Annotated in this window: 14 protein-coding genes; 9 read left to right on the forward strand and 5 right to left on the reverse strand. The window is 70.5% G+C overall.

Features of this window, described 5'->3' with window-relative positions:
- Nucleotides 1-45: 45 nt before the first annotated feature.
- A complete protein-coding gene (locus ACFSKW_RS33865) occupies nucleotides 46-1,479 on the reverse strand; it encodes a serine hydrolase domain-containing protein (protein WP_379576771.1) in 1,434 nt (477 codons plus the stop codon).
- A gap of 10 nt (nucleotides 1,480-1,489) precedes the next feature.
- Complete coding sequence (locus tag ACFSKW_RS33870) at nucleotides 1,490-2,080, reverse strand: cob(I)yrinic acid a,c-diamide adenosyltransferase (RefSeq protein ID WP_379576773.1); 591 nt, start codon at nucleotides 2,078-2,080, stop codon at nucleotides 1,490-1,492.
- 815 nt (nucleotides 2,081-2,895) lie between these two features.
- Here ACFSKW_RS33870 and ACFSKW_RS33875 point away from each other — a divergent pair.
- From ACFSKW_RS33875 to ACFSKW_RS33895, 5 genes are all read left to right on the forward strand, one after another.
- Complete coding sequence (locus ACFSKW_RS33875) at nucleotides 2,896-3,831, forward strand: ABC transporter ATP-binding protein (protein ID WP_379576917.1); 936 nt, start codon at nucleotides 2,896-2,898, stop codon at nucleotides 3,829-3,831.
- Nucleotides 3,828-4,544 (forward strand): ABC transporter permease, encoded by a 717-nt coding sequence (locus ACFSKW_RS33880; RefSeq protein WP_379576775.1) that lies wholly within the window; start codon nucleotides 3,828-3,830, stop codon nucleotides 4,542-4,544. The genes ACFSKW_RS33875 and ACFSKW_RS33880 overlap by 4 nt, the downstream gene beginning before the upstream one ends.
- A gap of 12 nt (nucleotides 4,545-4,556) precedes the next feature.
- Complete coding sequence (locus tag ACFSKW_RS33885) at nucleotides 4,557-5,636, forward strand: sensor histidine kinase (protein WP_379576777.1); 1,080 nt, start codon at nucleotides 4,557-4,559, stop codon at nucleotides 5,634-5,636.
- Nucleotides 5,633-6,226 (forward strand): response regulator, encoded by a 594-nt coding sequence (locus ACFSKW_RS33890; RefSeq protein WP_379576779.1) that lies wholly within the window; start codon nucleotides 5,633-5,635, stop codon nucleotides 6,224-6,226. Before ACFSKW_RS33885 ends, ACFSKW_RS33890 begins: the two co-directional genes overlap by 4 nt.
- A gap of 99 nt (nucleotides 6,227-6,325) precedes the next feature.
- Nucleotides 6,326-6,643 carry an STAS domain-containing protein gene (locus ACFSKW_RS33895; RefSeq protein WP_379576781.1) on the forward strand — a complete coding sequence of 106 codons (318 nt, stop codon included), beginning with the start codon at nucleotides 6,326-6,328 and terminating at the stop codon, nucleotides 6,641-6,643.
- A 152-nt stretch (nucleotides 6,644-6,795) separates the two neighbouring features.
- Here ACFSKW_RS33895 and ACFSKW_RS33900 read toward each other — a convergent pair whose 3' ends face one another.
- The 3 genes from ACFSKW_RS33900 to nucS all read right to left on the reverse strand — a co-directional run bounded on the left by ACFSKW_RS33900 (nucleotide 6,796) and on the right by nucS (nucleotide 9,888).
- The gene (locus tag ACFSKW_RS33900; protein ID WP_379576783.1) at nucleotides 6,796-7,383 is read right to left on the reverse strand and encodes a TetR/AcrR family transcriptional regulator; all 588 of its coding nucleotides are present in this window, start codon (nucleotides 7,381-7,383) and stop codon (nucleotides 6,796-6,798) included.
- A gap of 104 nt (nucleotides 7,384-7,487) precedes the next feature.
- Nucleotides 7,488-8,960, reverse strand: a complete 1,473-nt coding sequence (locus ACFSKW_RS33905) for an aldehyde dehydrogenase family protein (RefSeq protein WP_379576785.1) — start codon at nucleotides 8,958-8,960, stop codon at nucleotides 7,488-7,490.
- 265 nt (nucleotides 8,961-9,225) lie between these two features.
- Nucleotides 9,226-9,888 carry an endonuclease NucS gene (gene nucS / locus ACFSKW_RS33910; RefSeq protein ID WP_379576787.1) on the reverse strand — a complete coding sequence of 221 codons (663 nt, stop codon included), beginning with the start codon at nucleotides 9,886-9,888 and terminating at the stop codon, nucleotides 9,226-9,228.
- 36 nt (nucleotides 9,889-9,924) lie between these two features.
- Between nucS and ACFSKW_RS33915 the strand changes: the two genes are divergently transcribed.
- The 4 genes from ACFSKW_RS33915 to ACFSKW_RS33930 all read left to right on the forward strand — a co-directional run bounded on the left by ACFSKW_RS33915 (nucleotide 9,925) and on the right by ACFSKW_RS33930 (nucleotide 13,179).
- Nucleotides 9,925-11,337, forward strand: a complete 1,413-nt coding sequence (locus ACFSKW_RS33915; RefSeq protein ID WP_379576789.1) for a 3-hydroxyacyl-CoA dehydrogenase — start codon at nucleotides 9,925-9,927, stop codon at nucleotides 11,335-11,337.
- Nucleotides 11,334-11,624 (forward strand): ATP/GTP-binding protein, encoded by a 291-nt coding sequence (locus ACFSKW_RS33920; protein ID WP_379576791.1) that lies wholly within the window; start codon nucleotides 11,334-11,336, stop codon nucleotides 11,622-11,624. Before ACFSKW_RS33915 ends, ACFSKW_RS33920 begins: the two co-directional genes overlap by 4 nt.
- Before the next feature lie 11 nt (nucleotides 11,625-11,635).
- On the forward strand, nucleotides 11,636-12,346 hold the full coding sequence (locus tag ACFSKW_RS33925) for an alpha/beta hydrolase (protein WP_379576793.1): 711 nt from the start codon (nucleotides 11,636-11,638) through the stop codon (nucleotides 12,344-12,346).
- Nucleotides 12,347-12,420: 74 nt separating this feature from the next.
- The gene (locus ACFSKW_RS33930; RefSeq protein ID WP_379576795.1) at nucleotides 12,421-13,179 is read left to right on the forward strand and encodes an SDR family NAD(P)-dependent oxidoreductase; all 759 of its coding nucleotides are present in this window, start codon (nucleotides 12,421-12,423) and stop codon (nucleotides 13,177-13,179) included.
- Nucleotides 13,180-13,186 lie beyond the last annotated feature (7 nt).

The following is a 13,186-nucleotide window of genomic DNA, read 5'->3' on the forward strand; positions in this document are numbered from 1 at the left end:
CGCTGTCACGCGGTGACCGCTCGCCCATCACCCGGCCGGTCGCCGTCACATCGGGATCGTGACCGCCGCCGCGGCGAGCGCGGAGAAGGCCAGCGACAGCCCCACCGACCAGCGCTGCGATCCAGGGGCGCGCTCGCTCATGGCGGGCAGCTGACGCCACCTGCCGAGCACGATCACCACCGACGCGGCGAAGAGGCTGGCCGCCGCCAGCCACGGCAGCACGGTCAGCCGCTCCCACGGCCCGGTGACCCACGCCAGGTAGAGGAGCACCGCGCTCCACGCCGCGTCGTTGACCGCCTGGAGCCTGTTCAGGTCGCCGACGCGCCTGATCGGGGAGATCGAGGCGTAGACCACGATGAGCGGCCACAGGATGCCGAGGCCGAGCAACGGCAACGAGAGGGACGGGTCCTCCTCGTCGACGCCGAGCAGGCGCAGCGCGACCGCGTCGACGTCCTGGGCGGTGTTCGACAGGACGATGATCCCCTGGCCTGTCGCGGCGTCGAAGCCGGCGAAGGACCGCGAGCCGCCGGTGCCGCCGTTGTGCCAGGTGATCTGGCGGCCGCCCTTCGGCGTGGTGAACCAGGCCAGGCCGATCCGCTCACCCGATCCCGCGTCGAACCTCGGCTTCGCCCCGCCGGCGCCGGGCGCGGTGCCCGCGATCACCCCGTTGAGCAGCCTGGCCAGGTCGCTCGCCGTGGACCACACGCCGAAGCCCGCAGGGGAGTAGCCCGGGCTCGTCCACGGGGTGACCGGGTGGCCGTTGGCCCTGTGGGGGAGCGCGCCTCCAGGCGGAGGCTCCTCGCCGAGGCCCGCGACCACGGTCCCGGTCATGCCCAGAGGGGCGAGAACCCGCTCCTTGAGCAGGTCAGGGTACGGCTTGCCGGCCCTGCGCGCGGCGGCGTGGCCGGCCAGGGCCACGCCCAGGTTGGAGTAGGCGACCGCGCCACGTCCCTCGACCTCGGCCGTGGCCGCCTCGCGCAGGACGCTCTCGGCGGACAGCGGGTAGGGGTTGGCGCCGGAGAAGTTCGACAGGACCACGCGGATCACGCCCTGCGGACCGCCCGCGGGCGTTTTCGGCAGCCCGGCGCGGTGGCTGACCAGTTCCTCGAGGGTCGCCCTCCCCGCGGGGGTCCCCTTCAGCTCGGGGAGCAGGGCTTCCACGGGGTCGCTCAGCCTGAGCACGCCGTCCTCGGCGAGATCGGCGATCATCATGGCGGTCAGCGTCTTGGTGATCGAGCCGATCTCGAAAGGGGTCTCTGGGGTGATCGGCCGGTCGCCGACGCCCGCTAACCTGACCGTGCCGTTCTCGATCAGCGCGACGGAGGCGTCGCGCAGGCCGGTGGAGGGAGCGGTGTCCCTGAGCGCCGCCGCGAGCCGGGTGTCGCCCGTGGTCGTCTCGCCGAGCCCAGGGGGCCAGGGCGAGATGATGGCCAGAGCGACCGCCAGAACGGCGAAGACGAGGGCGAGTCCATTCTTCATGTCGCGACGACTATCGGGTGCCTCCCGGCTTCCACAGGATCTCGTCGCCGTTGTGAGCTGTCCTGCACAGGATGAACAGCAGGTCGGACAGGCGGTTGAGGTACTTGGCCGGCAGGGGGCTGACGTCCTGGTGGGCCTCCAGCGCGGCCCACGCCGAGCGCTCGGCGCGGCGGACCGTCACCCTGGCCACGTGCAGCTGCGACGTGGCGGGGTCGCCGCCGGGCAGGATGAAGCTGCGCAGCGGCTGGAGATCGGCGTTGAAGTGGTCGCACTGTGATTCGAGCCACGCGATGTAGGACGGCTCTACCCGCAGCGGAGGGAACTCGGGGCTGTCGACGAGCGGGGTGGCCAGGTCGGCGCCCAGGTCGAACAGCTCGTTCTGGACCCTGCGCAGGACGTCGGTGATCTCGGGGGCCAGCGTGCCGTAGGACAGGGCCAGGCCGATGGCGGCGTTGGCCTCCTCGGCGTCGGCGTAGGCGGCGAGTCTGGGGTCGGTCTTCGACGTGCGGCTCAGGTCGCTGAGCGCGGTGGTGCCGTCGTCACCGGTGCGGGTGTAGATCTTGGAGAGGACGACCGGCTTGTCCTTGTCTGCGCGCGTCATCCCCCCAGCATCGCAGACGTCCCCTTGGCGCCGAGCTCACTTGGGATCCCAGGCTCCGGCCCATCCGCCGGAGCCACGCACGTCGGGGGGATCTCATCCTCCTCCGCGAGCAGCCCGCGGAGGAGGAGTTCCAGAGCGTCTCTCCCGACTCGCGGACCGGTGGATAGCAGGAGGGTGGATTCCGCCCGGAGAGTCCCGGTAAGGGTCGCTCCGGTACTGCTCGGCGGGGCGGCTCCGCGCGAGGCCAGCGGCTGCCGGGTGGCGGCGCGGGCGACCCGGGATGTGGTCGTGTCGGCAGGGCCGTAAGCGGATTCCCGCGTCTGGAGCGACCCCGGCACCCGGTGGGATGTCGTCCGGTGACCCGAGGGGGTGGGGTCCGTGTATCGCGTCTCTCGGTCGGATCGACCCCGCTCGCGGTATGTCGACCGGCCCGAGGCGTGGTGATGGGGTCCGTGCGCGTCTCGGGGTCGGATCGATCCCGCTCTCGGTATGTCGACCGGTCCGAGCGTGGTGGATCCGTGGACGGGGCTGGGCGGTCGGATCGACCCCGCTCTACCGGATGTCGGCCGGTGACCCCCGCGGTACGGGTGTGCCGGTGGGGCGGGGGTTGTCGGGGATGTCGGGACTCGCCGTGGTGGTGGGGTGGTGTTCCTCGCTTCCCGATGGGTGTCAGCCGGTGAAACGGGGCGTGCAGGGTCTCGGGGAGGTGACAGATGTCATGCACGGGCGGCGCGATCTTCATAAGCGACCGGTGATATCGGCGACTACCTGGGCGAATCCGGAAAAGACAGGCTTGGAGGGTGAGGACGACAGAGATGCGGGACGCCACGGATCCCGCGGCGGTGAGCGGGCCGGCCATCGAGGTCGCGGGCCTGCGGCAGCGGTACGGGAGCTTCGAGGCGGTGCGCGGCATTTCGTTCGAGGTCCGCCGCGGCGAGCTGTTCGCGCTGCTCGGCACCAACGGCGCGGGCAAGACCACCACGATGGAGGTCCTGGAGGGCTACGCCAGGGCGAGCGAGGGCACGGTGCGGGTCCTGGGGCTGGACCCGGTCCGCCAGCGCAGGGCGCTGCGCCCGCGCGTCGGGATCATGCTGCAGGAGGCCGGATTCCTCGGCGACCTGACCGTCGCCGAGACGGTCGCCGTCTGGAAGGGGATGAGCGCCGACGCGGGCCGCCCGCCCGCCGAGGGAGACGTCCTGGAGGTCGTCGATCTGGCGAACAAGGCGAGGACCAGGGTCCGCCAGCTGTCCGGAGGGCAGAAGCGCAGGCTGGACCTGGCGCTGGCGGTGCTGTCCCGTCCCGAGGTGCTCTTCCTCGACGAGCCGAGCACCGGCATGGACCCCGAGGCCAGGCAGGCCACCTGGGAGGTCATCAGGGGGCTCAAGGAGAAGGGGACGACGGTGCTGCTGACCACGCACTACCTCGAGGAGGCGGAGCGGCTGGCCGACCGGCTGGCCATCATGCACGAGGGCGTGATCCGCACCTACGGCACGGTCGACGAGGTCGTGAGCACCACGGGCGACCAGATCACCTTCAGGTTGCCGAGGCCGGCCGAGCCGCCGTTCCTGCACGGTGCGGCCCCCGTGATCGCCAACCGGCAGGTCGTCTACACCCTGGCGGGTGAGGCGCACCCGGCCGTGCGGACGCTGCTGGCGTGGGCCGACGGGCAGGGCCTGACTCTCGAGCGGCTCGAGGTGCGCAGGGGCACCCTCGAGGACGCGTTCCTGCGAGTGGTGGAGGACAACCGATGAGGACCGACGCGCTGCACGCCGTACGGCTGGCCAGGATGGATCTGAAGCTGCTGGGCCGCAACACGACCGCGATGGTCAACGTGGTGCTGCTGCCGTTCCTGTTCGGGTTGATGTTCTCGCAGATGGGTGACCAGACGTTCGTGCTGACGGGGCTGCCGGGACTGATGGTGGTGTTCGCGGTCTTCGTCAACCTCGTCAACACCTTCACCGCGCGCCGCGAGGAGCTGGTGCTGAAGCGGCTGCGCGGCGGGCAGGGCTCGTCGGCGGCCATCTTCGGCGGGGCGGCGTTGTCGGCGTTCGCGGTGTACGCGGGGCAGGTGGCGCTGCTGGCCGTGTGGATCGACCGCGCCGGCGGCGGCCTGCCGGCCAACGTGCCGATGATGCTGGTGGCAGGGGTCCTGGGCGTGGGGGTGTTCGCGCTGCTGGCCGCGGCGTTCTCGGGGATCACGCCGAACGCGGAGCTCGCCCAGGTCGCGGTGCTGCCGGTACTGCTGGTCGCGCTGATCGGCGCGCCGCTCGTCGTACCGCTGGCGGATCTGCCCTTCGTCGCGAGGCTGGTGCCCACGACGCCCATCACCGAGATGATGCGCATGGGCTACGCCGGCGGGCCGTGGGCAGACGCGCTGCCGTGGATCGGGGTGCTGCTCGTCTGGCTGGCCATCGCGGTCCTGCTGGTGAAGTGGCTGTTCCGATGGGATCCCAGGCACGGCTAGGTTTGCTGCGAGATGACCGATATCAGCACCGACTACGAGCGCCTCCGGCGGGCCACCATGTGGACCGTCGCCGGAGGCGTCGCGCTGCCGTGGCTCGGCATGCTGGGCGCGGCCACCGATCCCACCCAGCCCGCCGTGTGGAGGGCGGTGGCGGCCGTGATCGTGCTGGTCGTCTTCAGCTTCTTCTACGTGCGCGGGGCCAGGGTCATGGTCCAGGGGGCATACGCGCGCCGCGAGGTGATCGTCACCGGGGTGCTGGGGGTGGTCTTCTTCGCGCTGCTGCGCGAGCAGTTCGTCGCCGCCGCGATGGCGCCGGTCACCTGGGTGGCGCTGGCCGTGCTGCACGTGCCCAGGAGGCGGGCCGTCCTGATCGGCGTGGGCGCGGTCGCGGTGTCCGCCGCGATCATGCCAGGGGGGACGTTCTTCTACGCGCTGATGATCGGGCTGGTCGGGTTCCTGAGCCGCTTCCAGTTCTGGTTCTGGACGGTGGTGAAGGCCGCGCACGACGGCAGGGACGCCAAGGCCAAGCTCGCCGTCACGGAGGAGCGGCTGCGATTCTCGCGTGACATGCACGACATCGTCGGGCACAGCCTGTCGGCCATCGCGGTCAAGAGCGAACTGGCCGCCCGCCTGGCCTCGGGGGAGGCGGCCAAGGAGATGATGGAGGTCAGACGGCTGGCGAGGGAGTCGCTGAAGGAGATCCGCGCGGTGGTCCGCGGCTATCGCACGGTCGACCTCCATGCCGAGTTGCACAGCGTCCGAGCGGTCATGGAGGCGGCGGGCATCAGCTGCGCGCTGGAGCTGCCGGACGGCGGCCTGAGCGAAGAGGTGAGCACGCTGCTGGCCTGGCTGGTGCGCGAGAGCAGCACGAACGTGCTGCGTCACAGCGCCGCCACCCACTGCCGCATCAAGGTGGTCACCGGCGCCGACGCGGTGGAGCTGACCGTGAGCAACGACCACCCCAAACGACCCCGAGGTACGGCAGGCACCGGCCTCGCGGGGATGAGCGAGCGGGTGACCGCGCTCGGCGGCGTGCTGACGGCGGGGCAGAGCGATGGACAGTTCGTGGTGAGGGCGAGGATTCCCACATGATCAAGGTGCTGCTGGCCGACGACGAGCACCTCATCCGCCAGGCGCTGGCGACGCTGCTCGGACTCGAGCCCGACATCGAGGTGGTCACCCAGGTGGGCAGGGGCGACCAGGTGGTGGCGGCGGTCCGCGAGCACCGCCCTGACGTGGTCGTGCTCGACATCGAGATGCCGGGCATGGACGGCCTGAGCGTCGCGGAGGCGCTGCCGGGTCAGGCCATCGTGATCCTCACGAGCTTCGGCCGCCCCGGCTACCTGCGCAGGGCGCTGGCGGCGGGAGTGCGGGGGTTCATCCCGAAGGACGCCTCGGCCAGCGAGCTCGCGGCGGCGATCAGGAAGGTCAGGGACGGCGGGCGCTATCTCGACCCCGAGATGGCGGCCTCGGCGATGATGGCGGGGGAGAGCCCGCTGACCGATCGCGAGCGAGGGGCGCTGGAACTGGCCGCGGCGGGATCGCCGGTCAGCGAGATCGCCAAGGCGATGCACCTGAGCGAGGGCACGGTCCGCAACTACCTGTCGAGCGCGATCACCAAACTCGGCGCAAGCAATCGAATCACCGCAATTCGGATGGCGCGGGACATGGGTTGGCTCTGACCGGGTAACCGTACTGATGGTTGGTGTGTCAATTATCACCCCGAGAGAGAGTATGACTACGTTGCGTGATTAGATGGCAGCGTGACCTGAGGAGGTGGCATGCGGGTCAAGGGTAAGCCTGGGGCTCAGGTGGTGTACGTCGGGCAGCGGCTCGACGTCGGGACCGTCGCGCGAGTCCGGCCGCGCCTGCACAGGGCGGTCGACTCCGGTGACGGCGACCTGATCGTCGATCTCTCGCGGTTGGAGATGATCGACGCCACCGGTCTCGGTGTGCTCGTCGGCACGCATCGCCGCGCGCTGAGCGCGGATCGCCACCTCGTTCTCCGGGGCGTGCCACCGAGGATCATGCGGGTGCTCGCGGTCACTCGGCTGAATCGAGTGCTCCGCGTGGAGGCGCCCGCTGCCGCGGTGGCCTGAGATGACATCCGGCGGGGTCGGGAGTACGCCGGACGCCACACCATATCGGGGGCAGAGCGCGATCAGCCGCACTCTGCCCTCCCTCATGTCCGGCGATTAGTGAGAAATCACGCTGGGTGATCACATGATCCTCATTGATCGCCAATGTCCGGTCAGGAAAGACCGGAAAACGACCGATGGAAGATATGGACAGCTGTGCGCACGAGTTCATCGGTCGGCGGCGGTTCTTCGGCCAGCACCCATTCGATGAGCAGCTCCTGCAGCGCTCCAATCAGGCCGAGCGTGAGCAGATGCCGGTCGACCGGAGCGGCGTCCGGATACGGTTCCGTCACGTCCTCGACGATCCGGGCGAAGGACTCAATCGCTCGTTGGCGCGACGAGCTGAGAACGTCTCCCGAGCGCCGGACCTCCACATGCATGATTCGGGCTCGACGCCAGTCAGATGTGGCGAAACCGATATAGGTGGATATCCCGGCGTTGATGCGCGCGTCGAGTTGTGCCGGAGCGTCCTGCAGCGCCTTCGAGACCGCGGCCAGGGCCTCGTCGACACAGCGTTCGTGGAGGGCCTGGAGGAGTTCCTCCCTGCCGCCGAAACACTCGTAGAAGGCGCGGTTGGAGATGCGGGCCTCCGTGCACAATCTTTCGATCGTGGTAGCCGCGAACCCCGGTTTCGCATAGAGCGTGTACGCGGCCGTCATCAGCCGCTCGCGCCTGTCAGCCAGCCTTTGCTCGGCCGACATTCCCCGGTAAGACCGGTTCACTTTTCACCCATTCCTGCATGATCGTGAGCCCCCAGAGCACACAATTATGGATGGATGATCGCAATTGGGAAAGGGCGTTTACATTAGCGCTTACGTCGTCCATGCAAAATGGTCACCATCCTGATCAGTCGCTCAAGATCGTCGGCGCCGCGGCTGAAGGACGTCAGATTCATTCCAGGCATGGCGAACCGCTGGCGGGCGACGGCCTTTGGCCTGGTGAACTCCCTGAGCCCGTCGGCGCCGTGGATCCTGCCGAACCCCGAGTCGCCGACCCCGCCGAAGGGCAGCGACGGCACTCCGGCGAAGGAGATCACCGAGTTGACGGCGGTCGCCCCGCTGCGCATCAGCCGGGCCAGGCGCGCCGCCCGGCGGGTGTCGCGGGAGAAGACGGTGCCGCCCAGGCCGTAGGCGGAGGCGTTGGCCAGTTCCAGCGCCTCGTGGGCGTCCCTCGTCCTGCGCACGGTGATGGTGGGGCCGAACGTCTCCTCCCGCACCGCCGCCGAGTCCTCCGGCACGTCCTCGACGATGACCGGGTCCACGTACGGCGCGCGCACCGACTCGGGGCCGCCCGTGACCGCCTTTCCGGAGGTGACCGCCTCGTCGATGTGGCGTCTGATCACGTCGAGCTGCGCGGGCATGGTGATCGGCCCGTAGTGCTCGCCCGCCCTGACCTGCTCCGCCCGCGCCTTCAGTTCGCGCATGAACGGCTCGTAGACCTGGTCCACCACGTACACCCGCTCCACTCCCACGCAGGTCTGCCCGGCGTTCGACAGCGCGCCCCACAGGCATGCGTCGGCGGCGGCCGGCACGTCGGCGTCGGCGTCGACGATGAAGGCGTCCTTCCCGCCGCACTCGGCCACGATCGGGGTGAGGTTCTCCGCGCAGGCGGCCATCACGCGCTTGGCCGTGGCCGTCGAGCCGGTGAAGGCGATCTTCTTGACTCTGGGGTCGCCCGCCAGCGCCGCGCCGGTCTCCCCGAGCCCGGTGACGGTCTGGAACACCGGCCGCTCGGGCACGGCCTCGCGGAACAGCTCGGCCAGCCGCACGCCGACCCCCGGGGTGAGCTCGCTCGGCTTGAACACCACGGCGTTTCCCGCGGCCAGGGCGTAGGAGATCGAGCCCATGGGGGTGAACACCGGATAGTTCCACGGGCCGATCACACCGACGACGCCGAGCGGGAGGTACTCCAGCGTGGCCTGCAGGTTGAGGCCGACCAGGCCGGTGGCGACCCTGCGCCTGCCCAGTACCTTGCCGGCGTTGCGCGCCGCCCAGTCGAGATGGGTGATCGTCAGCACGATCTCCAGGACGGCGTCGTCCACGGGCTTGCCGGTCTCCTGGTGGACCAGCTCGGCCAGCGGTCTGAGCTGCCCGGTGATGACCGCCTTGTAGTCGAGGAGCCTGCGCCTGCGCTCGGCGGCGCCCAGCTCGTCCCACCACCGCGCGGCCTCCTCGGCCAGCGTGACGGCCTCGCGCACGGCCTGCGCGTCCTGTTTGGCGTGGCTGCCGACGACCTGTCCGGTCGCGGGGTTGAGCGAGTCGAAGGTCACGGTCGTCATGGCGTCACGATAGGCCGGTAAATCCTTACTTACAACGGTTCGGCCGGGCTGATGAGCCGAGCGTTCGCCGGATGAGGGAGCCGGCGGCGCGCCGGCGTCCTCCCCGACAGGCGTGTGACGGGCCCCGGGAGGCGCGTGAGGGTGGACGGGTTCAGCGGGCGACGTGACGGCGGCCCGCCGGAGTCCCGCTGGAGCGCGCGTGATGGACGGGCGGCCACCGGTGACCACGGTGGCCGCGAGCCCGCCCTGCCGTATCGCAGGAGGATCAGAAGAGGGTCGGGTTCTCCGGCTCGATGCCGCGCAGGGCCGCGTAGTCCAGCGTGACGCAGTCGATGCCCCGGTCGGTCGCGAGCACCCGTGCCTGCGGTTTGATCTCCTGCGCGGCGAAGACGCCGCGCACCGGCGCGATCAGGGGGTCGCGGTTGAGCAGCTCCAGGTAGCGGGTCAGCTGCTCCACGCCGTCGATCTCGCCGCGCCGCTTGATCTCCACCGCGACCGTCATGCCCGCCGCGTCGCGGCAGAGGATGTCGACCGGGCCGATCGCCGTCATGTACTCCCTGCGGATCAGCGTGTAGCCCTCGCCCAGCGTGCCGATGTGCTCGGCCAGCAGCTCCTGCAGGTGCGCCTCGACACCGTCCTTGATCAGGCCGGGGTCGACGCCCAGCTCGTGGGAGGAGTCGTGGAGGATCTCCTCCATCGTCAGCACGAGCTTCTCACCGGTCTTGCCGTGGGTGACGGTCCAGGTCTCGCCGTCCTCCTTGAGCTTGCACGGTGGGTTCATCCAGTTGAGCGGCTTGAATGCGCGGTCGTCGGCGTGGATGCTCACGCTTCCGTCCGCCTTGATGAGCACCAGCCGCGGCGCCATCGGCAGGTGTGCCGTGAGCCGCCCCATGTAATCCACGCTGCATCGCGCGATGACCAGCCGCATGACGGCCAACCCTACCGGCTCTGGAAAACTGGACGCATGGCGTTCGAAATGGTGGGAGTGGTCGGCCTCGGCACGATGGGGGCCGGCATAGCGGAGGTCTTCGCCCGCGCGGGCATCCAGGTCGCCGGCGTCGAGGCGGACGAGCAGGCGCTGGCCAGGGGCCGCGCACACCTGGAGAGGTCCACCGGACGGGCGCTCGACAAGGGCAAGCTGACGCCGGCCGAGCGCGAGGAGATCCTCGCCAGGGTCACGCTCACCACCTCGCGCGCCGACCTGCGCGACGCCGACCTGGTCATCGAGGCGATCCCCGAGCGCATGGACGTCAAGGCCGAGCTGTTCGCCGAGCTCGACCGCCTCTGCAAGCCCTCCACCATCCTGGCCACCAACACCTCCTCCCTGCCGGTCACCGCGCTGGCCGCCGCCACGGGCCGCCCTGATCGGGTGGTCGGCATGCACTTCTTCAACCCGGCGCCGGTCATGGGCCTGGTCGAGGTGGTCGGCACCGTGGTCACCGACCCCGGCGTCCGTGCCGAGGTCGGCGACCTGGCCGTACGGCTGGGCAAGACACCCGTCGAGGTGGACGACAGGGCGGGGTTCGTGGTCAACAGGCTGCTCCTGCCCTACCTCAACCACGCCGTCACCCTGCTGGACCACGGCGTGGCCGGCCGCGACGACATCGACAACGCCATGAAGCTCGGCGTCGGGCTGCCGATGGGCCCCTTCCACCTGCTGGACCTGATCGGCCTCGACACCGCCTACGAGATCATGAACGTCCTCTTCGACGAGTCGCGCTCCGACAGGCACGTGCCCTCTCCGCTGCTGCGCTCCTACGTCGCGGCAGGCCTGCTCGGGCGTAAGTCCGGCAGGGGCTTCTACGGAGACCCCGGCGACGGCCCGCAGGAGAAGGCGCCCGCGCGGACCGTCCATGTCGTCGGCTCGCGGGAGCTGGCCGACCGGCTGGAGGCCGCGGGATTCAAGGACACCGAGGACGCCGACGTGGTGCTCCAGGTGGGCGGCTCCACCCCCGTCTCGGGCAGGACCGTCCGGGTCCAGCTGAAAGGGCAGGTCGCCGAGCTGGCCACCTCCGTGCTGACCGAGCAGGAGGCCGTGCTCGGTGCCCGCGACCTGCTGAAGATCGCCGGATACACGCCCGTGCCCTGCAAAGACAGGGCCGGTCTGGTCGTCGACGCGCTCCTGTACTGCCACCTGAACGACGCCGTCCGCATGTACGAGTCCGGCTACGCCTCCATCGAGGACATCGACGCGGCCATGCGACTCGGCTGCGGGTACGTCGAGGGGCCGTTCGAACTGCTCGAGTCCATCGGCCTGGCGAAGGTGCGCGACGGTCTGCGCGACCTTCACGCCGAGTGGCGCTCGCCGTCCTCCGCCCCCGCCCCCCTGCTCGACAAGCTCGTCACCGCGGGGCTGAACCGGTTCCCCCGTCCATGAGCCCTCGCCGTGCCCGCCGGAGGGAGTCCACCCGCCCCATCGGCTTTCCCAGCTCGAGCGACCGGGTGGAGGAGTGGCCCGACGGGGAGTGGAAGGTCCGCACGCTCAACGGATCCTCCTCGGCCAAGAACTACCGCTGTCCTGGTTGCGACCAGGAGATCCGGTCGGGCGTTCCGCATATCGTGAGCTGGCCCAACTGGACGGGCGGCGACGAGGAACGCCGTCACTGGCACACCAACTGCTGGCGCAAGCGGCTGGACCGAGGTCCCGGCCGCAGCAGGTACTGAGGAGAACTGTCTTGGAGATCCGCGCGGCCACCGTCCTGCCCGCCGAGCGCGAGCCGATCGAGCTGCACACCGCCGACGGGCTGACCCTGGTCGGCGAGCTGGCCGTACCCGCGGACAGGCCGCCCGTCGCGACGCTGGTCACCCTGCACCCGCTGCCCACCCATGGCGGGTTCATGGACAGCCACGTCTACAAGAAGGCGGCCAACCGGCTGCCGGCCCTCGCCGATCTGGCCGTCCTGCGCTTCAACACCAGGGGCACCTCGTCCGAGCGCGGCACCTCCGAGGGCGCCTTCGACGGCGGCGAGGGGGAGCGTTACGACGTGGCGGCCGCGCTGGAGTACGCCGAGTTCCACGACCTGCCGCACGTCTGGGTGGTCGGCTGGTCCTTCGGCACCGAGCTCACGCTCAAGTGGGCGCACGACCCGCTGGTGGAGGGCGCGATCCTGCTGTCGCCGCCGCTGAAGCGGGCCACGGACGCCGACCTCGACGCGTGGGCAGGCTTCGGGCGCCCGCTGGTGGCGCTGGTGCCCGAGTTCGACGACTACCTGCGCCCCGAGGAGGCCAAGGCCAGGTTCGCCAGGGTGCCGCAGGCCGAGGTCGTCGGGGTGGACGGCGCCAAGCACCTGTGGGTCGGCGAGCCGTACGTGCGGATCGCGCTGAACGAGATCGTCAAGCGGGTCAACCCCGGCGCCTACCCGCTCCCCACCGACGTGCCCTCCTGACGTGCCAGGGGCGGGCTTCCCCGCGGCGTGCCCAGGTCCATAGAATCTTGTTCGGTTCACGGCGAGGAGGCGGCATGGGCGCGTTCGATCTGACCGGCAAGAAGGCCTTCGTCAGCGGGGCGTCCCGCGGCATCGGACGGGCCATCGCGCTCGCCTACGCCGCCGCGGGCGCGGACCTCGCCCTCGTCTCCCGCTCGGCGGAGACGCTGGCCGAGGTGGCCAAGGAGGTCGAAGGACTCGGACGGCAGGCGCTGGTCATCCCCGCCGACCTCACCGACAGGGACGCGGCCGCGGCCGCCGTCCACGGCGCCGTGGACGGGCTCGGGCACCTCGACATCGTGGTCAACAACGCGGGAGGGTCGAACTTCCTCGTGGAGTTCAAGGACCTGCGGCTGTCGGGCTGGGACAAGCTCATGCGGCTCAACCTCGACTCCGCGATGGCCGTCTGCCACGCCGCGGCGCCCCACCTGCTCCAGCGCGGCGACGGCGCCGTCATCAACGTCGCCTCGGTGGCCGCGCTCGGCGCGCCGTTCCTCGCCCCCTACGCCGCGGCCAAGGCAGGGCTGGTCGCGCTGACCAAGACCCTGGCCGTCGAATGGGCGGCGACGGGCGTGCGGGTCAACGCGCTGTGCCCCGGATGGACCGCCACCGACCTGAACCGCAACCTGTGGGAGGACGAGACGGCCGGCGCGGCCACGGTCGCGAGCGTGCCGATGCGGCGGTGGGGGACACCCGAGGAGATGGCCCAGCCCGCGGTCTTCCTCGCCGGCCCGGCCTCGGCGTACATGACGGGCCAGGTGCTGTTCATCGACGGCGGCGCGACCGCGATCTGACGTCACG

Source organism: Nonomuraea mangrovi (genome assembly GCF_042681425.1).
GTDB classification, from domain to species: Bacteria; Actinomycetota; Actinomycetes; order Streptosporangiales; family Streptosporangiaceae; genus Nonomuraea; species Nonomuraea mangrovi.